Genomic DNA, 22,562 nt, shown 5'->3' on the forward strand with positions numbered 1-22,562 from the left:
TGCCGCTTTTATCATGGCCTATCAAATAGGATTAACCAAGTAGGCTAAGCGCTGTTTGAGGTGCTTGTTTCGCTTGAGCAAGAATCGACGTACTTGCTTGCTGCAAGATTTGGCTCTTCGTTAGTTCAGTGGTTTCTTTCGCGAAGTCAACATCACGGATACGGCTGTTAGACGCGTTCACGTTTTCGTTAACATTGTTTAGGTTATTAATGGTGTGGCCTAAACGGTTTTGTGCTGCACCGATCTCTGAACGGTTCGAGTCGATCTCTTTTAGTGCGTTATCTAATACCGCAACCGCTTGCTGTGCGCCACCTACAGTGCTCACATCGATCTCTTGAACGGTTGTTGTGGTGCTTGTACCGTCTAGACCCAACTCACTCGCTAAATCGCCGGTAACTGTAATTGGATTCTCAGAAACCATCTGCAAAGTTAACTGACCATCATCAGTATGTGTCACCGATGCATTCACATCCGAGGCCAAACCGTTAATACGGGTCGCAAGCTCTTCGATATCGTCGCCAACTTTAATATCAATGTCTTTGCCGTTAATATTCAAAGTTTTGTCTGCTTCTACTGTCCAGCTAGCATCTACGCCAGTAGTACCTGCAAGCTTTTCACTGCCAAGCGCGTCAGCACGAACGTTAGCCATCGACATTTGTACCGCTTCACCGGCATCCGCACCCACTTGGAATGAACGCGTACCGAATTCACCGTTTAGCAGTTTAGTACCACCAAAAGAGGTTGTCTCTGCAATACGGTTTAGCTCTTTCGTTAACGCACCCATCTCTTCTTGGATTGAGTCACGGTCAGCTTGAGAGTTAGATCCGTTTGATGATTGCAACGATAGGTCACGCATACGTTGTAGGATGCTGGTCGTTTCCTGCATCGAACCTTCTGCGGTTTGTGCCATTGAAATGCCATCATTTGCGTTACGTACTGCAACATCTAAACCACGACTTTGAGTCATCAAACGGTTAGAGATCTGTAGGCCGGCTGCATCATCTTTTGCTGAATTGATACGTGACCCAGACGCCAAACGCTCCATTGAGTTTGCCGTGTTCTCTGTCGCTGCGTTCAGATAGCGCTGTGCGGTCATCGCAGAAACGTTAGTATTTACTGTAACTGCCATTGCAATTCTCCTTATGTTCCCTTAAATGGCTTCGACCAGCGCTGCCGGCAAAACCTACATTATTCTTGATTCAACTTCTGTAGCGGCAGGCCAGTTAAAACCTTTAGCTTTTTTTTTAAATTTTTTTTTAACAACAGTAAATTGCTGCTTCATTAAGGGATATCGGCCACAAGGAAATTAAATTGAGCCTTTTTTAAAACAAAAACGGCAAACTGTTGCCAGTTTGCCGCCTCGTTACTTTGCGTTGGTCATTGCGGGTTACCAGTGACCTAACAGCAGAAGAATTATTGCAGTAAGTTAAGTGCTGCCTGTGGTACCTGCTTAGCCTGTGCCAGAATCGATGTCGACGCCTGCTGCAATATTTGATTTTTGGTCATCTCGGTGGTCTCTTTGGCAAAATCCGTATCGCGGATTCGGCTATTCGACGCTTCAACATTTTCCTGTACATTCGACAGGTTATTGATGGTATGACCCAAGCGGTTCTGCTTCGCACCTAAATCAGCGCGCTGCTGATCCATATATTTTAGCGCTGAATCGATAATGCCTACCGCCTGTTGAGCACCGCCCACAGTGGTGACATTAATGTCCGCGACAGTGACAGAGCCTGATTGCGCAGCATCAATGGCGAGCATGTTTACGCCGTCGGTACCCGCGGTTAACTGACTGCCGCCATCATTAATCGCAACGTCTTCTTGATTAATGAACATCTGCAGTTGGCCAGACTCATTCACCGATGCGGTCACCAAATCGGTTTGCCCATTGATACGCGTCGCAACTTCTTCGATATCCATGCCTTCATTAAAAGTGATCGCCGGTAAATCTTCACTTCCAACACGCAGCACAAGTTGATCACCTGCCCCCGTTCGCCAACCGTCGTATGCCATACCCTGACCAACAAACATGTCACCACCCATCGCGGCCTCGTCAGCACGAATGCTGCCCATGGTCATAATGATGGCTTCACCCGCATTAGATCCGATTTGAAAGGCTGACGATCCAAACGTACCGTTTAGTAGCTTACGGCCACCAAATGCCGTGGTTTCCGCGACCCGATTCAGTTCCGATTGCAGCTGGTTCATCTCTTGCTGAATAGCAACACGATCTTCTTCAGAGTTCGCACCATTTGAAGATTGAATAGACAAATCACGCATGCGCTGCAGAATATTGGTTGATTCTTGCATTGCGCCTTCTGCGGTCTGAGCAATCGAGATACCATCGTTGGCATTTCGCATCGCGACGTCCAATCCACGTGTTTGAGCAACCAAGCGGTTGGAAATCTGCAAACCTGCGGCGTCATCTTTAGCACTATTAATGCGGCTTCCTGACGATAAACGTGTCATCGACTGGTTTAACCCTTCAGTCGCTTTACCTAAATAACGCTGCGCAGTCATCGCAGACACGTTGGTGTTTACGGTTACACCCATTTTGCTCTCCTTTGACTAAGTATGCTGGTGCAAAACAAATTGTCCGCTGTCATCGATAGAAAGATGTACGCTCAGTATCAAGCATCGACAGAACAATCTCTCCGACGACACTCCTGCCGCAGGACCAGCGATCTAAAATATATGTTAAGCAAGAAAACTTGCCTCATCTTATGTACATAAAGCAAGCAGTGTGCCAACTTTAAAACTGCTTTTATAACCAATATTTAAGAGAAAGACGTATTGGTCGTTGCCCTTGCGGCAATCTGCTGCCAATCAAGAATAAAAAAGCGGCAATATCAGAAAGATATTGCCGCTAGCCACTTCATTCTTACCTGGGAATGCTAAATATAGTTAAACAGAGAAAGGTCTTTCGTCTTCGCAAACGCCTGTTGCGATGCCTGCAGCGCCAGCATATTCTCATTAAGTTCAATAACCGCTTTAGCATAATCAAGATCTTCTAACTTGCCACGGGATTCATTTAGCACCACTTGAAAATCCAGATGATTATTCTGTTGGCGATCCAATGTTTGTAGGCGTGTACCCAACCCTGAGCGTACCCGATTAACATGCTGGAATGCCTCCGCCATAATATCGGCCGTGTAGTGTAATGCCGCATTGGCCGACGCATCATTATTTTCGGCTTCAGCAAGGACAATCGCCTGTTGGAACGCATCAAAAATATTGACCTCTGATGTTCGCCCTAGGGTAATACTGTCCCCATCCATCACGGAACCAGAAAATTGAATGTTCAGCGTATTATGTTCAATGCCAATATGCGGGTCATAAGAGCCAGTACTCACCAACTCACCATTTTGATACAGCGCATAACCAACCCCTTCAGCCGAGGTCGAAAAATCGACGCGATACGCACTCATATCGGTATGATTGCTATTTTGACTATCGAGCAACAGTAACTCAGAGCCTTCGTTCAAATGATACTCAGGAGCATAGTCTCCATAAGGATTTTTCACCGTTAAAAAAACCGCATCGCCAGCATCATTTATTGGCACATCAATCCCTGCTGCCACCTGTGCCATGCGCTGATAACTGTCACCGACATACGTGACTTGACCCAAGTTATCACGGAAAAATGGCTGCTTGTTATATTGAGTACCCGCAAAAAGATAATTGCCCGACTCATCTTGTGTATTGGCGGTCGCAAGAAAGGCATCATACAAGCCTTGTAAGTCCTGCTGATGTGCAATGCGGTCCGCACTTGATAGCGAACCATTCACCATCATCATCACTTTACGTTTTGCGCTATCAGCCAGCTGTTCAACTTCGCTAATGGCGGTTTCTGCTTGGCTGAGGCGATTCTCAGCCAGTGTAATAGCGCGCAAATACTGATTGATCTGCACACCTTGTTGCTCAAAATTCTGGGTATAAATCGAAGCGACCGGATCATCACCTGCCGACATCAACTGTTTCCCGGATGCCAGCTGTTGCTGATTACCAAAGACCTTTTGCTGCTGGCGACCCATCGCGTTTGCAGTGCTTTGGTAGTCATGAAAACTGGATAGACGATTAATCATCAATCACTCCTTAACGCGTTGAATCAAGAAGGGTTTCAAACGTTTTATTGGCGGCCGTCATAATACGTGACGACGCCATGTAAGCTTGCTGAAATTTCATTAAATTGGCCGCTTCTTCATCTAAGTTCACCCCGGAAATCTCAGCTAAACGGCTTTCTGCCGTCTCTTTCTCCATGTCCGCCACATCACGCAGTCGGCTGGCTGACGCCTTTTGCACGCCAATATCGGTAGTTAGGCCCTGAAACAAATCGATAAACGTCGACTTCCCGCCATTCATCACTTTGTCCAGTTGGGTATTTTGCATACGGAGCAAGTTTCCATTATCACCTTCTGCTGGGGTAAGGCTCACCGCAAAAATATCGTTGCCTGCCGCACCAGCGCTAAGCTCAAACACGGTACCATCAACATTCACCGGACCTGCTGGCGGGTATGATTGCGGCGGCAATAATACCCCGCCTGATGGATTCAGTACCGCGAACTGCGTCGCGTCAGGGGAAACCATCACCTTAAATTCCGGTGTCTGCCCCAACGCGGTTACCTGCAATTCTGCTTTGCCCTCGATACGCGACGCAGAACTAAGAAAACTCTGTGCCGCAATTTGGCTAACATCACTTACCGTTACCGACATCTCCCCCGCCGCCGCGCGACTTGGGCGCAATAAAATGCGTTCATTTGCTATCGGTGGCACTGTAATCTCGACCCGTAACCCATCTATCTCTATTTGAGGCGGCATCCCGGAAGCTGAAAGCTGGTGAACCGCGCCATCTGGCGCAGTTACCTGGTAGGCTGTGCCGTCATATCTAAGTGAGTACTCACCCCCCTTTAATTGAGCAGTGTCATCAATAAAGACTTTCATATCCGCCGGAGAATCAAGCGGCTTCACCACACGAGCAGCGGCAATTTGAGGCTCATTAATATCACTAAACATCGACTGACCCACATTGCCGTTCAAATCGAGGCCTTGGGCTTGCAGTTCGTTTATCGCCGAGGAAAAACCGATAGATAAGCGTCCGAGTTCATCCATTACTTGCGGCAACGTTTTGTCACGTAGTTCTAGCAATGCCGCCAGTTTTCCATCCAGTCCCGACATCTGTATCGCTTTGGTCGCCTTTCCTTCACGCATCGCGAGTTGGGTCTGCTGCGGATCTGGGCTGCCGGCAATCATTAACAACTCGCTCGATTCAGTGCCTGACACGAGCGTGTGCCCTGTGCCTATCATCACATTAAAGCTGTCATTCTTCGGGGTAACGGTCACCTTGGTGTATTGCGATAGTTCTTTGATCAGCGTGTTGTGCCGATCAAGCAGATCGTTACTGCTGCCAGGGCTCTTAATTAGCGCTTGGTGGATATCCACTAGCTCCTTGCCAATATCGTTAACGCGAGACAGCGTTGATTGCAATATCTCTGTCGCTTCTGCTCGTTGCGAGACCAATTGGGTATAGTTGCTATTGAGTCCATTGGCGATCAGGTGCGCTTTTTCTAGCACCACCGTACGCGCTCCAAGGTCATTTGGCGTATCAGCCATCGCTTTAATGGCGTCGTACCAGTCGTTCATATCTTGCGGGATCTGTTTGGCGCTGTTTGCCAAGGTGGTATCTAACTGGCTAAGTTGCATCTCCCGATCTTCTGCATAGCTAAGATTGGTGGTAGATAGGTTAACTTCATTGGCGGCAAACTGATCAAACGAACGCCGAACGGCGGCAACATGTGTCCCCGTGCCGTGCTGACTGCCGCCCCACCAGCGTGGATCATTGGTCCGCTGCTCCACAGACTGACGGCTATACCCCTCGGTATTCACATTTGAGATATTGTGACCGGTGGTATTTAGCTGCCGCTGGGCGGTAAGCACGCTTTGTGCCCCGATATTTAGCAGATCAAATCCCATTACACCTCCGAACAAACTAATATTGCATAGACCCTGCGCTCACCCGTGATCGTTGATCACAGCAAGCGTATAAGATAAGCAAAATTCGAACCAACTTTTTATATTTCGTCACACGTCGGGATATCGTGACAAAAAGGCGCGCTATTTGCGCGATAAATGAGAGAAGAAAAAAGCAAAAGGTGCAACACGGTATAACGTAAAGCGCCTCGTCCCTATCGGAGCGAGGCGCAAAATGAACCGTTTAATCAAGCAGCGGTTTAATCTAGAATTTGATTAACCCGCCGCATCACACTGATCACTTTATCGGCATATTGCGGATCAGTAGCGTAGCCTGCTTGATGGAGGCCACGAATAAACTCATTTGGATTTTCAGGGTGTTGCAGTGCACGCTGGTAACGCGGATTATTCTTTAAAAAATCAACATAGTCATTAAAGCTATCTTGATAAGTCTGATAAGAACGAAACGAGGCGTTCTCCTGCACTGGCAAGCCATCATAAAACTCCAACGTGTTGGTGGCCATCTTGTCGCCTTGCCATGTTGAGTTGGCTTTAATATTAAACAAGTTATGACTTGAACCACGGGCATTATTGATCACCTTTTGCCCCCAGCCTGTCTCTAACGCCGCTTGTGCTAACAGCACCGCGGGATCAGTTCCCAGCGCACTCGCCGCATGTTCTGCATAAGGGCGTAATCGAGCCACAAAGTTATCTGGCGAGTCGAACGGCTTGTTCTCCATGGCTGCTATTGGCGTTGCAGCAGAAGACGTTTGCTCACGTAAATCAAGCGCTTGTTGCATTGCCGCACGCGCTTGCAGTTCTGTTAATGCTCGCTGCTGAGTTTGTTCGATAGTATCACGGTCAATCGGCACTGAGGCTGTCGCCTGTTTAATGGCTACATCTAACCCTGCTGGATACAGTTCCGTTTGCGGGCGATGCGACGCTATGTTTTCCGCCTGAGCACCACCTAACTGTTCAACAATCAGATCAGCCAAACCGAGCGATCCTGATGCACTTAGCTCTGATGACATCTGCTCATCGTGCATTTGCTCGAAAAATTGACGTTGTCGATTGTCGGTGAGATCCGATTCAAACACACTGTTGGCATCACGCATCGACTTAAACAGCATATTGGTAAAAATCGCTTCAAATTGCACTGCGGCAGAGCGCAGCGCTGATGAATCATCGTTATTAATACCGCTACGTAGCCGGTCTAGACTGGCTAAGTCATGGATAAAGCCCGGGTCTATGTAATCTTTCATCACTCACTCTATTATCAGCAAATTAACTACAAAATAATTAACTGTCCCTGAATAGCACCAGCCTGCTTCAGTGATTGTAAAATAGCCATTAAATCCGACGGCGCAGCGCCAACCTGATTCACCGCACGTACTAAGTCATCTAAACTCACCCCCGGCTCAAACTTAAACATACGTGCATCAGATTCAGACACCGAGACATCAGAGTCAGGCACGATCACCGTTTCACCCGCTGAAAATGGCGCAGGTTGACTCACATTTAGATTTTCACTAATCGTCACTGTCATACCGCCATGCGTAATGGCAGCAGGCAGCAATTTCACGTTCTGTCCAACGACAATTGTACCCGTTCGTGAATTAACAATGATCTTTGCCGCTGCTTCACCGGGCTCAAAACGCAAATTCTCGATGGCAGACAAAAAGGCTACTCGCTGGCTAACATCTCGCGGTGCACGTACTCGCACCGAGGTAGAATCAATGGCTGCCGCCATATCTGGTCCCAAAAAGTCATTCACCGCATCAGCCATACGCTGCGCAGTGGTAAAATCAGACTCGTGTAGATTAAACGTGAGAAAGTCTCCACGACCAAATGGGTTAGCAATCTCTTGTTCGATGATTGCCCCATTCGTAATGCGCCCCACCGTTGGCGTGTTGCCAACCACTCTGGAACCATCTCCACCTTCTGCGCTGAATCCACCCACCACTAGGCTACCCTGCGCGACAGCATAGACATTGCCATCCAAACCTTTCAGAAAGGTTTGCATCAAGGTACCACCACGCAAACTTTTTGCAGCGCCAAGAGACGACACCGTGACATCTAGCATTTGCCCCTGCTTTGCAAAGGCTGGCATCGTGGCATGTACCGCTACAGCAGCGACATTCTCTGTTCTTAACCGTGTGCCTTCTGGCACAGAAATGCCAAAACTATCAAGCATGGCAGTAAAACTGGCATCGGTAAAAGGGACATTTTTCTCCCCTGTTCCCGGCAGGCCGACCACCAAACCGTAACCCACGAGTTGGTTATCTCGCACACCAGCAACGCTAGCAAGATCTTTGATTCTGGATGCTTGTACTGGCGCAATGCCCAACACCAACAACAACCCAATGGCGATATATAGCTTGCGCATCATCTATTACAACCCCAAAAACGCTATAGCGCGACGTTAAAGAAACGGCCTAGGAAGCCTTGTTCCTGTGCATCCTGATGTTCTCCAGTGCCCGAATATTGAATACGTGCATTGGAGATCCGTGTTGATGCGATGGTATTGTCAGTGCCAATATCATCTGGGCGAATGGTGCCACTCAGACGAATGTACTCATCGCCGGTATTGAGGGTTAACCAGCGTTCACCACGCACAAGCAGATTACCATTTGGCATCACATCGACCACCTCAACAGAGATGGTGCCAGAAATACTGTTGCTTTGATTGGCGGATGTCGACCCTGTGAACGAATTATCATTAGAGACATTGTAAGAAAGAGTACGGTTGCCCAGCATGATGTCCTGCCCCCCTAATGACAAGGGATCCATCGACAAATCGGTCGATTTTCCCATATCAGCATTGGCACTCTTCTTGGCTTGTGTGCGCTCTTCGAGCAATACCGTAACGATATCCCCTAACCCCTTGGGTCGACGACTATCATACAGATCCCTTGCACTGGCGATATTAAATAGAGACCCCGTCACCGCCGCATAGTGCTCAGGTTGAGATTGTGGATAGACCGGAGCCCAAGCTGGATCGTCCGCCACAGCATCTTCTCGGCGACGCACCTTATCCACTAAGCCAGCGGTGTCTGTTGTTGCTTTGCCTTCAACCGCATCAACCGGTGTCGTCGGCGTCATCGCCTCGTTATTGATCTCTTCTGGCGGTGCCACACACCCAGTTAAGGCAAGAGCAAGTACAATCCAAGCGTATTTATTCATTGAAAACTCCCGCTACAGCTGCTGATTAACATAACTGAGCATCTGATCAACGGTAGAAATGACCTTAGAGTTCATTTCATATACCCGCTGTGCTTCAATCATGTTGACTAACTCTTCCGTGACATTCACATTTGAGGTTTCAAGCATCGATTGACGAATCGCTCCTAAACCATCCAGACCGGGTACGCCTTCCATCGGATCACCACTAGCGCCTGTTGGTAAGAACAAATTTTGACCAATTGGTTCCATACCACCTGGATTAACAAACCCAACCGTGGTCAACTGACCAATCCCAACATTCTCTTGCTGACCACGAATTCGTGCACTCACTTCGCCATCAGTCCCCACTGTGACAGACACAGCATCTTCAGGAATTACAATTTCCGGCTGTACAACATAGCCAGAGCCACTGGTAACCAACTGACCCTCACCGTTGACCGTAAACTGACCATTGCGGGTATAACCAATATTGCCGTCAGGCAACAGAACTTGGAAAAAGCCATCGCCTTCAATCATCATGTCAAAGGCGTTATTGGTCGTCTGCGTATTGCCTTGAGTATGCACCTTCTGTGTCGCGACAACTTTTGACCCTGCGCCTAACATCAAGCCAGAAGGTAACTCCGTATCTTGCGTTGACTGAGCGCCAGGCTGATTAATATTTTGGTAAAACAGATCCTCGAAAATAGCACGGCTCTTCTTAAAGCCTATCGTTGAGGCATTGGCCAAGTTATTGGAAATGGTTGAGATATTGGTCTGCTGAGCGTCTAAACCCGTTTTACTAACCCACAGTGCTGGATGCATCGTCTATTCCTTTATTCCTTAACCTAATCTCAAGAGTGAAGATTGTGCTTCGTCTATTTCTTCTAGGGTTTTCATCATCTTGACTTGCATTTCAAAATGACGCTGTAATTCAATCATGCTGGTCATTTCACCAACCGCATTCACATTGCTGCCTTCTAGTGCCCCAGTAAGCAACCTAACAGAGCCATCGGCTGGCAAAAAAGGTTGTGCTTGCTTTAACTGAAACAAGCCATTGCTGTCTTTATACAGTTCTTGATTCTCAGGTTTTACTAGCTTAATGCGATTGACCTGCTCGATAGCATCTGGTGGCGCACCTTGTGGCAAAATAGAAATCGTTCCATCACGACCAATTTGAATTTTGCTAATTGGTAATGGAATGAAAATAGGTGCACCATTTTCGCCAGCAATCAGGTGGCCACTTCCATTGGTCAGCATACCAGTCTGATCAATTTTCAGATTACCGGCTCGGGTATACGCTTCTTGTCCAACAGGATCAATGACCGCCAGCCAACCATCACCTTCAATCGAAACATCGAGATCTCGACCGGTTGTCATCACGGCGCCTTGAGCAAAATTAGCGCCTGGGCGCTCAGTCATGGCAAAAACACGCGTTGGCATCCCTTCGCCGTAAGCTTGCATGCTACGAGCTTGCTCTAAGTCTGCTCGAAAACCCGTCGTGCGGACATTGGCAAGATTATTCGCTTTAGCTTGTAGGCCATACATATCTTGTTTAGCACCACTCATGGCAAGGTACAGCGCGCGGTCCATAGTACTCTCCTATCTCATTCCATAAATATTAAGCAATATTTATGCCAACTTAAAGAGAGGTGAACAGTATAAATAAGCCGTCATTAACGCGACTTAGCACACGGTTAAAGGCAGGGTAAGGTAAAGAATTGCCGCTGATAACGTCGCGCGGCAGAAAAGTTTGCCGCAACACCACGCTGCGGCAACATAGATAGGGTTAGCGGATTTGTAAGATGTTCTGTTGCAACTGGTTACCAACATCCAATGCACGTGAGTTGGCTTGGAAATTACGTTGTGCTGTTATTAAGTCCACCAGCTCTTGAGTCATATCAATGTTAGACTGCTCCAGCGTCCCGCTCTTAATTGTGCCAAATGCACCAATACCCGCCTCACCGAAGATCAATGCCCCTGAATCTTGACTGGTTTGCCACTGAGTACCGCCAGCTTGAGCTAACCCTTGCTCATTAGGCACGCGTCCCATCGCTACACGTCCTAACGTGACATTTTCACCATTACTATAGGTGGCAACGATGCTGCCTTTCGGATCGATATCCACTTTTGACAAGAAGCCCGTTGTCGCCCCGTTTTCATTAAAACGGCGGATCTCGAATGGTGCAGCGTACTGGGTCGGCTCATCATAATTCATACTGATTTTCTGCGCGCCATCAGCACCATTGAGCGCCAAGTTTGCACCATTTGGCCCTAACTCTTCAGAAATAACCGGGTTTCCACCGTTTACCACGGCAATTGAACCATCAGAGTTAAACTCCAACGTAGAGCCAGTGTGGCCTGTTAACGTCGATGATTGACCATTCTCAATGCGCAGCGGTTTCTCCCCTTCCGCATCGGTCATGGTGTAGTACACCGACCATTTATTTTCGGCTGACGCATCCTTAACATAATAGGTGGTCATCTTATAAGGTTGACCCAGTGAGTCGTACACCGATACCGACGTTGATTTATTGAAGGTTTCAGGATCGTTAAAATTGAATTGTGACACATCTTTACCTGCCTCATTAGCCGGTAAGTTAACCCCAATCGTTACATCGGTAGACGGACGCGGTTGACCATAACGATCGGGTACGTTTAATGCCTTTGGCTCATACGAAACCACTTGATCCGTGGCTTGATCAACATCGTAACCCAGAAGGTATTGTCCTTCTGAGTTCACCATGTAGTTATCTCTATTTAAATGAAAAGCACCATTTCGGGTGAGACTGTGCTCGTTCGGCTGCAAATTGTTACCCGCCACCGCAAAAAATCCTGTGCCTGAAATACGCATGTCTAACGGGTTATTGGTGTAGATGCTCGCCCCTTCATGGAACTGCTGCGCAACCGTAGAGGTTTGAACCCCTTGTCCATTGGTCGTTTTTGCATTCGAAAAAATCGACCCTGAATAGACATCGGCAAATTCAGCACGTGACTGCTTGAAACCAAAAGTGTTGGCGTTAGCAATGTTGTTACTGGTCGTATTCAAGCTTTTTTGAGCCGCTCCCAGGCCGCTCAGTGCGATATTTGATCCCATAACTATTCTCCTTTAAACCTTGCCCACTTCCAGTACTTCCGCTAATCGGAACGGTGCATCAAAACCCGCCAAATTCAGCATTACATTTCCATCGCCCTGCCCAAGCAGAACACTATTCACATTTGCATAGGTAGAGACTTCAAACGCCTGGCTTTCACCATTCATCATCCCTGACGCTCTCACAACATAGCGACCAGGCGGCAACGGATTGCCTTGCTGATCTTGGCCATTCCACTCAATACGGTGCTCCCCACCCGGTTTGGCGCCAATATTTAAGGTGTCAATCAGCTGTCCTTGTTCGTTTTCAATGTTCACGACGAGGTTATCCAGTGCTTGAGGCAGTTTAACCACAGCCGCTATACCCGCCTCGGCGCTCTGCTTTACCGCAGTGCTATTGGGAACCAGTACATCTCGGCCCACCAGCGTCGATGCTTGCAATGCCTGATTGGAGGTCATGGCAGAATTCAAGCTCGTAAACTGTTCATTCATCTGGTTTATGCCATCAACTGTCGCAAAAGAGGCCATTTGCGCAATCATTTGGTCATTCTCAACCGGTTTAAACGGATCTTGCTGTGCCAGCTGCTTGGTTAGCAACGATAAAAAGTCTTCCTGCTTTAGCTCATTGGTTGCCTGGGCTTGCTGCTTTTCTTGCAACTGCTGCTCTTGTAGCCCTTTCAGCTGGTCCATGTAGGATAAGCTAGAAGCGCCCGGTCCATTGATATTAGCCATGGCGGTTATTCCTCACTTATTTACCCATATTCAACGTCTGCTGCAGCATCTGCTTGCTGGCATCAGCGATTTGTACATTGGTTTGGTATGAACGAGAGGCAGAAATCATATTTGCCATCTCTTCCATCACATTGACGTTTGGCTTAAAGATGTAACCTTCTTCGTTCGCCAACGGATGATCAGGATTGTATTCTGCTCGCAACGGTTTTTGGCTTTCAACAATGCCTAGTACTTGTACTGGCACTGACTCACCTCGTTGTGATGATGCGGTTTTTAGCTCGGCCGCAAAGACAGGCTGACGAGAGCGATAAGTCTCTTGGGCACTACTACTAACACTATTCGCATTGGCTAAGTTGCTCGATGTCGTATTTAAGCGTACCGCCTCTGCACTCATTGCCGATCCGCTAACATTAAAAATGTTGAATAGGCTCATTGATTACTGCCCCTTTATCGCTTTGGTCATCGTCTGAAATTTGCTACCAAGAAAGTCGAGTGACGCTTGATACTCAAGGGCATTCTGCATAAACAGATTTCGCTCAACTTGTGCATCTACCGTGTTGCCATCTCCCGTATCCGGCTGATTAGGCACACGAAACTTTTGATCGCCGCTACGTTTAGAAGTGGCAACGATATGCCGCTCATGGGTGCGGTTTAGCCCCATGCTGGTTCCAGAGGTTGCCGCACTAAGTGCTTGCTTAAAGTCGATATCTTTCGCTTTATAGCCGGGTGTATTTGCATTTGCCAAGTTACTGGCCAGTGTTTCTGCCCGCTTGGCGCGCACACCCACTGTGTGTTGGTGAACACCTAATGCTTTGTCAAAAGATATGGCCATTCTCTGCCTCCTAAACGTCAATACGAATAAGATGCAAAGAAAGTGCCAACTATGATTTTCTAAAAGGAGGGAGGTTTATTTTAAACTAGCCATTAGCGCAGACGATAAATAATACCTGGGTTACAACGCACCATTTCAAACTTATCCGTTAACCCGGTTAGTGATTCTGATGCGCCAAGAATTAGGTATCCACCGGGGTTCAAACACGCCGCCATTTGATTAAGTATTTGCGCTTTCAGCTCTGGAGAAAAATAGATCAGAACATTGCGACAAAAAATGACATCGAAGCGCCCCAGCAAGCCATAGCTTTCCAGCAAGTTTAAATGGCGGAAGTTAACCATACGCCGCACGTTATCCATTACACGCATTTTGCCATCGCCGACATCTTCAAAAAAGCGCCGTTTGCGCTCATCTGACAAACCCCGCCCAAGTGATAAACGATCGTAGACAGCATGCTTGCAATTTTCGAGCATGGACATCGAGATGTCAGTGGCGGTAATTTGGGTGCCAAACGTCAGCAACCCAGGACGCTTGGCTTGCGTTTCCAAGATGGTCATCGCAATCGAATAGGGCTCTTGTCCCGACGAACTAGCAGCAGACCAAATTTTCAGGGGCCGCCGCTTTTCTGCCAGTGCTGGCAGCAATTGTTCAGATAAAACGGTATACGGGTAGTTGTCACGAAACCACAACGTCTCATTGGTCGTCATCGCGTCAATCACCGCGATTTTTAACTCACGGTTATAACCTTTGATGGCCATTCTAAGTAATACAGACAGTGATTCAGCGGCAAAACGCGTCATTAACGGGCTGAGTCGACTTCTAACTAAGTATTGCTTACTGTCGCCTAAGACAATGCCGCATTGTGATTCGAGGAATCGACTAAATTCTCGATAATCCTGTTCGCTAATTGTTATCGCTGTCATTAACTATCTACTACTTTTGGCACTCTGCGAGGACTGCTGCCCCTAGCTCGTCAGGGTTAAATTTCGGTATAAAAGCATTTGCACCAACGCGTTCTACCATGGCTTGGTTAAACACACCACTGAGTGATGTGTGCAATATAACATGAAGATCTTTTAATGCCGGATTATCTCGAATTTCAGCGGTTAATGTATACCCATCCATTTCTGGCATTTCAATATCAGAAATCACCAATGCGAGCTGATCATAAATGCTGCCTTGCTCAGCCATCGATTTAAGCAGGGTAATGGCTTCTTTGCCATCTTTAACCAGAATCGCTTCATAGCCAATGGCAGCCACCGCACGTTGAACCTGTTTGCGTGCCACAGAAGAGTCATCCGCTACCAGTAGACGCTTAACCACAGGGTGCGTTGATTGAGCTTGGTTTGCATCTTCAATCAACTGTTCTGACACCTCAACTTTTGACGGTGAGATTTCATCAAGGATTTTTTCAACATCAAGGATCTCAACCAGCTTGCCTTCAATTTCTGTAACAGCAGTAAGATAACTGCCGGTTCCTGTCCCTTTTGGGGGCGGCAAAATAGCTTCCCAGTTCATGTTGACGATACGTTCAACAGACGACACTAAGAATGCCTGCACCGTGCGGTTAAACTCAGAGATAATCACAAAGGCATTGCCAGTATCTTCAACTGGTCGCCCGCCCGTCGCTAAGCTCATATCAATGACGGACAAAGTTTGACCACGAACATGAGCGATACCTTTAACCAAAGGGTGTAAACCCGGCATCGCAGTCAGACGTGGGCACGGTAGCACCTCTCTCACTTTGAAGACGTTAATGCCATAGGTCTGGCGACGGTTGAGTTTAAACGTCAACAACTCCAATCGGTTTTGCCCCACTAGTTGGGTGCGCTGATTAACCGAATCTAGAATACCCGTCATAAGGGAAACTCCATGTTATTTCGAATATACACGACTAAACAAAATCAGGAATTCGATGTCAAATTCCTTTAGTATGCCCTGTAATCCAATGATTTAATATCAGTATGTTTGACTTAGGTGTTAACAAAGTGACAAAACAGCCAATAACTTACCGCGTCTTATTCACATTTGTGTTATTGCTTATTTTTCCTGTATTTCATAGTTATGCAACGACGACAGATGCCATCTTTGATCAGGTTCGACAAGCCGCAGAAAACGAAGTTAAGGCTCAGCTCACTGCACCTCAATACGGCACTCTAAAAGTCACAGCGGCTAATTTAGACACAAGATTAAGAATCAGTCATTGCCCAACCCCATTTACTACTGCCATTCCGGGTAAACAAAACCTCAGTCACAACGTGAATGTTCTGGTGTCCTGCGAAGAGACCAACTGGCAGGTGTATGTGCCAGTACGCATTCAAATTGAAGAATCACTTCTCATTGCCACCAAGCCATTAGCCCGTGGCGAAGTAATCACCCTTAATGATTTACAGCTAACCCAACGCGAACGACGCTTTCAGCGCGGCATTGCCTACCGCGATCCGGATCAAGTTGTCGGCGCAAAGGTAAGGCGTGGCATAAATGCGGGTGACTTAATTCAAGGCAACGATATTTGCCTCGTGTGCCGCAATGACAGTGTTAAAATCATTGCGGCGGGAGGGGGGCTCAATATTATTACCCCCGGCAAAGCGATGGGCGATGGCCTGATGGGGGAGCAAGTTAAGGTCCAAAATGAGAAGTCACGGCGAATAATTGATGCTAGAATAACCGGTGTTGGTGAAGTCAGCGTAAATTTTTAATTTAATATTAAAGCTTATCGCACATATGCCGATAAGAAAGCAGATTCTAAATTTATTAAGGTGATTACAATGACTGGCATTGATCATCTACGTGGTGGCCAGCCCCTTTCCACACAACGTAGCTCACAGCACAAAGCCCCTGCGTCAGGTACACATACGCAGCACAGCACCTCTGCACGTCAAGGCGATGCCGTTTCTCTCAGTGAGCAAGGCCGCAATGTCGGGCAACTGCATCAACAGTTAGCCGCAGAGCCTAGTTTCGACAGTGCTAAAGTCGCCGCAATAAAAGAAGCGATTGCCAATGGTGCCTATGCTATTGATGCAGAAAAGTTAGCCGATAACCTCATCAAGTTTGAAGATGAGCTTCGTGGCTTATAACGGAACATCACTATGCAACTGATATCGCTTCTTGAACAACAACATCAATTGCTAATCGACTTCTCGCGCATATTGGATGCAGAAAAAAGCGCGATTGCCACGCGGCAATCGTCTAACATTGAACAGCTAGCCCAACAGAAGCAAGCTAAATTGCACCAAATTCAGCAGCAAGATGCCATTATCGGCCGCCACCCTGAGCGGCAACAACTCAACACTGATCCCGCTTTAGTCGACAAAGTAAAAACCCTGCAACACCTCTTACAACAGTGCCATGCAGGCAACGAAGTGAATGGCGACGCTTTGCAACGTGCCCAACTCAGTTACCATAAGCTGAACAACTTGTTTTTGCAGGCGCGTGGCAAAAGCCAAATGGGCTATAACAGTGAAGGAGCGGCAACCAATATCCGCTCGCTAGGCACAAACATTAAAGCGTAACCCATTTTAACACTCCCCTATCGCTCATTTACCACGATATCAAATCGTATATGTCGACACACTCGACATTCTCATTCACTAACCGCTGTACCATGGGAGGCTTATTTGACTTTGACGCCATCGACGTTAACGAGCAAGAGATCATTAAAATGTTAGATCGCGCCTATACATAACGGACACCGACAAATAACGGATACCAACCTAGAAAGAAACCAGATAGCAAAAAGCCAGCGTAACACTCGCTGGCTTTTCAATTATTAGCTCACCACGTCTAACGCTTATGCGTGGTTCTAGCCTGCTGTAACGTTAGAATAAGGTCACATCATTTTGCGGTACATGGTAAACATCTACATTGCCTTTTAAGCGCTCCATCAACTTCAGATCGAGCGTCATCTCGGTAACATAACTGTCCCCTACTGGGTAACTTCTCTCGACTTTTGCGCCACGTATAATACCATCGACACGGCTGTCTGTTACTTCTGTTCCCAGCTGCTGGTCGACCATATCTGCAGAGGCACTGATCCTTAGGCCATACACTTGCTCAGTGAGTTCTCGGTACGCATCCAACTTCGATGCCCGCATGGCACGAATGCGCTTTTCTTCATCGTTGGTGCCTTGCTGCTCGCTAATAGATGCATAACCGACAGCACTTATCACATCATCACTGCGAATCTCGGCCAATGGCTGGCAACCCGTTAACAACATTACGACCCACAGCCAAACTGCTCTCAGGCTCATCAATTACTCCTAAGGTTTTAAAATTACATTTTCTCGATTATGCAATGACACATCGTCGCGAATAATGGTGCCATTCTCTAAGCGCACTTTATTGACGTTATCGATATCACGCCCAATTCTATCTGCAGGCAAGAAGCCTTGTGCCGAGGCGATAACAACGCGTGAACGCATACCGATCACGCGCGCATTGACCAACACGCCGCCACCTTGGCGTAACATGGTTCCAGTTAACACATAATCAACCAGCTGTTCACCGGCCAAATCTTCCCAATTACGACTGATGGTAAAGTCCCCTTCATCCGTAACCCGTATTGCCCCCGTGGCTTTATAGTCCACCACGGTATAGCCACGCTGCTGCATCTGATACATGAAAGCTTCCGATAAGCTATTACCTAACCAGTTGGTCTCATCCATGTCTTGCAGATCAACAAAAGAGGTGACCGCTAGCGGTGTGCGCGCAGTGAGATAATGGTTTGATTCAATTAACTGTTCAGCCAACCCTTCAATAAAGAAGTCCAGTGTATGGCGCGGTGTTTGAGCCAACATAAAGCCACTGCCAGAATAGGGTTCCTTTCCATTATATATCGGCGCATAACTGCATGCCGCGCTCAACAGCGGCAACAACAAGATACCTAGTCGGTATTGCCAGTTTTTCATAGTACAACTCCAAAGCTCATTCGGTCTTCCTGCACAGTGAAATAGGGATGCTGTAGAATGCGTTGATTATCAGGTATAGTCCTTGCATAACCTTATCGATTTACCGCACCTTATTGTCAAAATGTTGCCGTCAGCAAAACTCGCGGGATCCAACATCTACGGTGTAGAAGCAATTTTCGTACCGCATATGGAAGTTATATGAAAAAAAGAGTTACTGGTCTAATTATCGCCCTGCTTGTTAGCCTTCCGGCCTCGGCAACGTGGTTCGAGGTGACAGGGCAAGCCGCAATTCAGGGAAACAATACTGTTGCGAGAAACAACGCGCTTAAAGATGCGGTATTTCAAGCCATGCAATATGCGGGGGCTGATCTTTCAGCCTTCAACCATTTTGTGCCACACCTTGAAAAGCAGCAAAATCAATACCTGTTTAGCAGTAACGAGGTTCGCGCTGTCGACGTAGTAAAAACCCGACGTTCCAATGGCGTATATTATGTCACCGCTCGGGTCGATATTTACCCAACGGCAAAAACTTGCCACAAGACCCAATATAAAAAATCGGTACTTCTGAGCCGCTTCCACCTTAATTCACCGCAGCAAGCCTCTTTAGGTGCGGTGTTTAAGTTAGCCGACGACTTTACCGATGTATTGCATCGCCAGCTTAATCAGCAATCACAGAGCTTTATTTCACCGGCGATTACCGCCGTTAATATCAGCCCTTCTTACCCTCTTGCAGCCACCATGCTCGCCGAAGATAATGACGCCCAATTTGTTATTCGTGGTGAACTCACCGACTTAACTGCTACCGTTTCAGGAAATGAAGATACGCTACGTCAATTTGCCGCATTTGTGCAGGTGATGGATGGCAATACCGGAGAAGTGCTGTTTCAGCGTGATTATCGTGACGCTGCCATTTGGCCTTTTGCTCGCACCAGCAAGCTGGATACGCGCTCAGCACGTTTTTGGCAATCTAGCTATGGCGAGATGGTCATTCGAGTGAGCCGACAAATGCTGCTCGATCTAGAAAATCAGCTTTCTTGTCGCACCACGCTGCCTGAAATCGTTAACCAACATAGGAACATGGCACAAATCAACGTGGGACGCATTCATGGTGTAAAAAGTGGCGATCAATTGCAATTATGGCACCGCGCGGTGTTTATTGACCAAAATGGTATCTCACGCCACCGCATGGTTAAATCAGAACTTGAAGTTACTGTCGATCGCGTTTACGAATCATCCGCCGAAGTGATTGTGTCGCGCCCAGAACTCGCGGCCAGCATACAAATTGGCGATATCGTGACAAAAATAGTCAATGGCAATAATACATGATCATTATGCCGTGTTTTGATGGCCATTAAGTACCGTATACAAGGTATCAGATAGCATTTCAGCAACCTGTTCTTTCGATAGCGGCAAAGCATTATGTTGGATTGAGTAACCCTCAATGAAAGGCAACAATAGCGATGCCGCTTTCTTCGCGTTTTCAACCTCATACTCAGCCCAGTACAGACATAGCTTGTTAAATTTTGACTGGTAGTAATTAATTAACTGCGTTTCAATTTCTGCATTTCTTAGCGAGATAGCCCACATCTCTCTAAAGACTAAGCACGCATCACTAACTTGGTCTGCATTGTCTAAACAAAAAAGCACTAAATCGAACAAACCCTGTCGGCTATTTTGAAACTGCCATTCACGCGCATATTGCTCGGCCAGCCTATCGCACTGTTCAAAGTAATAGGCAGCCATACCAACTAACAACGCTTTTTTATTTTTAAAGTGATGTTGAACATTGCTAAGGCTCCTTCCAGACACTGCTGCCACCTGTCGCATCGTCAACCCTTCTGTTCCAGAGGCCTTGAGTAAAGACAATGCAGATTGAATAATTTGGCTTTTTGTATCAGAACCTTGACTCGTCACACCTGCTCCCCTAGCTAAAAAATACACAACATAAACAGCCTTATATCCTAACACACTTGACAGATTTAGGTCTATTGACCTAACATAAGCTTACTAGGTCGCCCGACCTAAAATCAATGGATGCGATAGCGACAGGGAAGACAATGAAGAAAATACTCATTATTAACGCCAACCCAAAAGCACAAAGTTTAACCAAATCATTAAGCCAGCAATATGCGCAATCAACGAGTGATCGACATCAAGTCGTCAGTGTTCACGTTCGTGATCTAAGCTTTGATACTGATTTACACCAGGGGTATGACGACATTCAGCCTTTAGAGCCTGACTTACTCGAGTTACAAACCCATATTAAATGGGCTGATCATATTGTTATATTCTCCCCCGTTTGGTGGGGAAGCATGCCCGCTAAATTTAAAGGGGTTATTGATAGGATTTTTTTGCCCGGGTTTGCCTTCAAATATGAAAAAGGCAAATCTACACCACTAAAAATGTTAAACGGCAAAACGGCTGAACTCTATTTCACGTTAGACACGCCGCCGTTCTGGTATAAGCTCTTTCAAGGTAACGTTATTTATAAACAGTTCAAAAGTACCATTTTTGGTATCACCGGCATAAAGAACACCTCAACCAACTACTTTGGACCGGTTATATCGGCAAAAGATAAAGATATTACCCATTGGCATCATAAGGTTTCACACCTAGCTGCGAAGGTTTAACCTGACGTATTCATGGCTAGCGGCATCACTCATCTAGGTGGTGCTCTAGCGCATAGTTAGCATCCGCAAAGCTAAACCCTTTGCGCACCAGAAAAGCCGTTGCCTTCTTCTTATCGGCAAAATCGCTGAGCGGTGCTTTATACTTCTTATTAAGCAGCGCTAAGGCTTTTTGTTGCTCTTCATTTGCTTGTTGCTCGTTATCTTCCTCACCGAACGTTTGCTCAATAACCTCTTGGCTAATTCCTTCACTGCGCAGTTTTTGAATCAGCCCGGTGCGACCCATTTTTTTGCTGTGTTTACTCACCAGCCGCGCTGCTAGCTGCAACTCATGTTCGTTACCGAGCGACTGCGCCATCATCGCCTGTATCCTTTCCGGGCTTACGCCTTCTTGGCGCAAACGTAGGCTGATATCTTGGGCGCTTTTTTTTCCGGCATATTTTTTGACAACCCGAGTAATTAGCACATCTTGCTCAGACGCATCAATGGACAATAGCGCGTTGTCTATGTCTGCTTGACCGACGCCTTGTAGCTGGAGTTTTTGCGCCAACTGCGTCGGCCCATAAGCACGGCAGCGAGATTGGACATAGGTTTCAGCGTAACGCTTATCGCAAAGGTAACCTAATTCGAGCAAGCGGTGAATAACTTGATCTATCCACTCGCTATTCGTCGTTTTACGAGGCAGCTTTTCCTTTAGCTTTGCGACGGAATAACTGCGTTGATTCAGCCACCAGATAGCATACTCGTAGACATCTTCAACCTTTTGCGCCGGCTTGGGCCCTGCTTGTTTCGCTGTGGTTTGCCTTCGCGTGGCTGAACTTTGTTCACTCTGCTTTCTTTGGGCGAACGGTTTCTTCGGGGGCTGCTCAGATGTCATACATTCCTGATTATTCGTGTCGTGCTTGGCGTGATTGCCAATACGGTTTAGCGCAGGCGGTTATAACAAAAGAAACTGCCATCATCAATTCGCAGCGGAAAATCGCCCACCTCATTCGCCAAGACTTAACGATGCTTCAAAGATCCCCTCTGCCACAACAACATTCCAGCGTTAGTTTGTGCAGTCGTGCAGATTTAGCGCATTCAATGCTTTTAAATCGTTTACGATTTCATATAATTAGCAGCCAAGTCCCCTTAGTTCAGCTGGATAGAACAAGGACCTCCTAAGTCTTAGACACAGGTTCGAATCCTGTAGGGGACGCCAATTAAAACAAAGCCCTAGCTTGTTTCTTCAGCTAAGGCTCTCT

General features: G+C 47.0%; 24 protein-coding genes and 1 tRNA gene. 6 read left to right on the forward strand and 19 right to left on the reverse strand.

Annotation, left to right across the window (positions count from 1 at the left end):
• Window positions 1-31: 31 nt before the first annotated feature.
• From ACKLNH_RS02855 to ACKLNH_RS02925, 15 genes are all read right to left on the reverse strand, one after another.
• Window positions 32-1,129, reverse strand: coding sequence for a flagellin (locus tag ACKLNH_RS02855; RefSeq protein WP_413110718.1), 1,098 nt, complete (start codon window positions 1,127-1,129; stop codon window positions 32-34).
• Between the two features lie 284 nt (window positions 1,130-1,413).
• Window positions 1,414-2,553 (reverse strand): flagellin, encoded by a 1,140-nt coding sequence (locus tag ACKLNH_RS02860; protein WP_413110719.1) that lies wholly within the window; start codon window positions 2,551-2,553, stop codon window positions 1,414-1,416.
• 341 nt (window positions 2,554-2,894) lie between these two features.
• On the reverse strand, window positions 2,895-4,085 hold the full coding sequence (gene flgL, locus ACKLNH_RS02865) for a flagellar hook-associated protein FlgL (protein WP_413110720.1): 1,191 nt from the start codon (window positions 4,083-4,085) through the stop codon (window positions 2,895-2,897).
• Between the two features lie 10 nt (window positions 4,086-4,095).
• The gene (gene flgK, locus ACKLNH_RS02870) at window positions 4,096-5,970 is read right to left on the reverse strand and encodes a flagellar hook-associated protein FlgK (RefSeq protein ID WP_413110721.1); all 1,875 of its coding nucleotides are present in this window, start codon (window positions 5,968-5,970) and stop codon (window positions 4,096-4,098) included.
• 257 nt (window positions 5,971-6,227) lie between these two features.
• A complete protein-coding gene (gene flgJ, locus ACKLNH_RS02875) occupies window positions 6,228-7,229 on the reverse strand; it encodes a flagellar assembly peptidoglycan hydrolase FlgJ (RefSeq protein ID WP_413110722.1) in 1,002 nt (333 codons plus the stop codon).
• Window positions 7,230-7,255: 26 nt separating this feature from the next.
• Entirely contained in the window at window positions 7,256-8,353 is a 1,098-nt protein-coding gene (locus tag ACKLNH_RS02880) for a flagellar basal body P-ring protein FlgI (protein WP_413110764.1), read from the reverse strand.
• 23 nt (window positions 8,354-8,376) lie between these two features.
• Complete coding sequence (locus ACKLNH_RS02885; RefSeq protein ID WP_413110723.1) at window positions 8,377-9,150, reverse strand: flagellar basal body L-ring protein FlgH; 774 nt, start codon at window positions 9,148-9,150, stop codon at window positions 8,377-8,379.
• A gap of 12 nt (window positions 9,151-9,162) precedes the next feature.
• On the reverse strand, window positions 9,163-9,951 hold the full coding sequence (gene flgG, locus ACKLNH_RS02890) for a flagellar basal-body rod protein FlgG (RefSeq protein ID WP_413110724.1): 789 nt from the start codon (window positions 9,949-9,951) through the stop codon (window positions 9,163-9,165).
• An 18-nt stretch (window positions 9,952-9,969) separates the two neighbouring features.
• Window positions 9,970-10,719, reverse strand: a complete 750-nt coding sequence (gene flgF / locus ACKLNH_RS02895) for a flagellar basal-body rod protein FlgF (protein ID WP_413110725.1) — start codon at window positions 10,717-10,719, stop codon at window positions 9,970-9,972.
• Between the two features lie 196 nt (window positions 10,720-10,915).
• Window positions 10,916-12,223 carry a flagellar hook protein FlgE gene (flgE, locus tag ACKLNH_RS02900; protein ID WP_413110726.1) on the reverse strand — a complete coding sequence of 436 codons (1,308 nt, stop codon included), beginning with the start codon at window positions 12,221-12,223 and terminating at the stop codon, window positions 10,916-10,918.
• Window positions 12,224-12,235: 12 nt separating this feature from the next.
• Window positions 12,236-12,952, reverse strand: coding sequence for a flagellar hook assembly protein FlgD (locus ACKLNH_RS02905; RefSeq protein ID WP_413110727.1), 717 nt, complete (start codon window positions 12,950-12,952; stop codon window positions 12,236-12,238).
• 16 nt (window positions 12,953-12,968) lie between these two features.
• Window positions 12,969-13,385: a flagellar basal body rod protein FlgC gene (gene flgC / locus ACKLNH_RS02910; RefSeq protein WP_413110728.1), complete on the reverse strand. Its 417-nt coding sequence runs from the start codon at window positions 13,383-13,385 to the stop codon at window positions 12,969-12,971.
• Window positions 13,386-13,388: 3 nt separating this feature from the next.
• The gene (gene flgB / locus ACKLNH_RS02915; RefSeq protein ID WP_413110729.1) at window positions 13,389-13,784 is read right to left on the reverse strand and encodes a flagellar basal body rod protein FlgB; all 396 of its coding nucleotides are present in this window, start codon (window positions 13,782-13,784) and stop codon (window positions 13,389-13,391) included.
• A 92-nt stretch (window positions 13,785-13,876) separates the two neighbouring features.
• Entirely contained in the window at window positions 13,877-14,707 is an 831-nt protein-coding gene (locus ACKLNH_RS02920) for a CheR family methyltransferase (RefSeq protein WP_413110730.1), read from the reverse strand.
• A gap of 10 nt (window positions 14,708-14,717) precedes the next feature.
• The gene (locus ACKLNH_RS02925) at window positions 14,718-15,644 is read right to left on the reverse strand and encodes a chemotaxis protein CheV (RefSeq protein ID WP_413110731.1); all 927 of its coding nucleotides are present in this window, start codon (window positions 15,642-15,644) and stop codon (window positions 14,718-14,720) included.
• A gap of 128 nt (window positions 15,645-15,772) precedes the next feature.
• Here ACKLNH_RS02925 and flgA point away from each other — a divergent pair, with 128 nt between their 5' ends.
• The 3 genes from flgA to ACKLNH_RS02940 all read left to right on the forward strand — a co-directional run bounded on the left by flgA (window position 15,773) and on the right by ACKLNH_RS02940 (window position 17,296).
• On the forward strand, window positions 15,773-16,483 hold the full coding sequence (gene flgA, locus ACKLNH_RS02930; protein WP_413110732.1) for a flagellar basal body P-ring formation chaperone FlgA: 711 nt from the start codon (window positions 15,773-15,775) through the stop codon (window positions 16,481-16,483).
• Between the two features lie 69 nt (window positions 16,484-16,552).
• The gene (flgM, locus tag ACKLNH_RS02935) at window positions 16,553-16,861 is read left to right on the forward strand and encodes a flagellar biosynthesis anti-sigma factor FlgM (protein WP_413110733.1); all 309 of its coding nucleotides are present in this window, start codon (window positions 16,553-16,555) and stop codon (window positions 16,859-16,861) included.
• A 12-nt stretch (window positions 16,862-16,873) separates the two neighbouring features.
• The gene (locus ACKLNH_RS02940) at window positions 16,874-17,296 is read left to right on the forward strand and encodes a flagella synthesis protein FlgN (protein WP_413110734.1); all 423 of its coding nucleotides are present in this window, start codon (window positions 16,874-16,876) and stop codon (window positions 17,294-17,296) included.
• A 306-nt stretch (window positions 17,297-17,602) separates the two neighbouring features.
• Here the strand turns inward: ACKLNH_RS02940 and ACKLNH_RS02945 are convergent, their stop codons facing one another.
• Both ACKLNH_RS02945 and ACKLNH_RS02950 read right to left on the reverse strand, forming a co-directional pair.
• The gene (locus ACKLNH_RS02945; RefSeq protein ID WP_413110735.1) at window positions 17,603-18,034 is read right to left on the reverse strand and encodes an LPP20 family lipoprotein; all 432 of its coding nucleotides are present in this window, start codon (window positions 18,032-18,034) and stop codon (window positions 17,603-17,605) included.
• A gap of 9 nt (window positions 18,035-18,043) precedes the next feature.
• Window positions 18,044-18,691 carry a FlgO family outer membrane protein gene (locus tag ACKLNH_RS02950; protein WP_413110736.1) on the reverse strand — a complete coding sequence of 216 codons (648 nt, stop codon included), beginning with the start codon at window positions 18,689-18,691 and terminating at the stop codon, window positions 18,044-18,046.
• Window positions 18,692-18,889: 198 nt separating this feature from the next.
• Here ACKLNH_RS02950 and ACKLNH_RS02955 point away from each other — a divergent pair, with 198 nt between their 5' ends.
• On the forward strand, window positions 18,890-20,017 hold the full coding sequence (locus tag ACKLNH_RS02955; RefSeq protein ID WP_413110737.1) for a flagella assembly protein FlgT: 1,128 nt from the start codon (window positions 18,890-18,892) through the stop codon (window positions 20,015-20,017).
• A gap of 3 nt (window positions 20,018-20,020) precedes the next feature.
• On the opposite strand, the gene ACKLNH_RS02960 is transcribed toward ACKLNH_RS02955, so the two are convergent.
• The gene (locus ACKLNH_RS02960) at window positions 20,021-20,605 is read right to left on the reverse strand and encodes a TetR/AcrR family transcriptional regulator (protein WP_413110738.1); all 585 of its coding nucleotides are present in this window, start codon (window positions 20,603-20,605) and stop codon (window positions 20,021-20,023) included.
• Window positions 20,606-20,748: 143 nt separating this feature from the next.
• Here ACKLNH_RS02960 and ACKLNH_RS02965 point away from each other — a divergent pair, with 143 nt between their 5' ends.
• Entirely contained in the window at window positions 20,749-21,321 is a 573-nt protein-coding gene (locus ACKLNH_RS02965) for an NAD(P)H-dependent oxidoreductase (protein WP_413110739.1), read from the forward strand.
• A 25-nt stretch (window positions 21,322-21,346) separates the two neighbouring features.
• On the opposite strand, the gene ACKLNH_RS02970 is transcribed toward ACKLNH_RS02965, so the two are convergent.
• On the reverse strand, window positions 21,347-22,195 hold the full coding sequence (locus ACKLNH_RS02970) for a RecX family transcriptional regulator (RefSeq protein ID WP_413110740.1): 849 nt from the start codon (window positions 22,193-22,195) through the stop codon (window positions 21,347-21,349).
• Window positions 22,196-22,443: 248 nt separating this feature from the next.
• Between ACKLNH_RS02970 and ACKLNH_RS02975 the strand changes: the two genes are divergently transcribed.
• A tRNA-Arg gene (locus tag ACKLNH_RS02975) sits at window positions 22,444-22,519 on the forward strand.
• Window positions 22,520-22,562: the final 43 nt, after the last annotated feature.

The sequence above is a fragment of the Thaumasiovibrio clandestinus genome (assembly GCF_047250365.1).
GTDB lineage: Bacteria > Pseudomonadota > Gammaproteobacteria > Enterobacterales > Vibrionaceae > Thaumasiovibrio.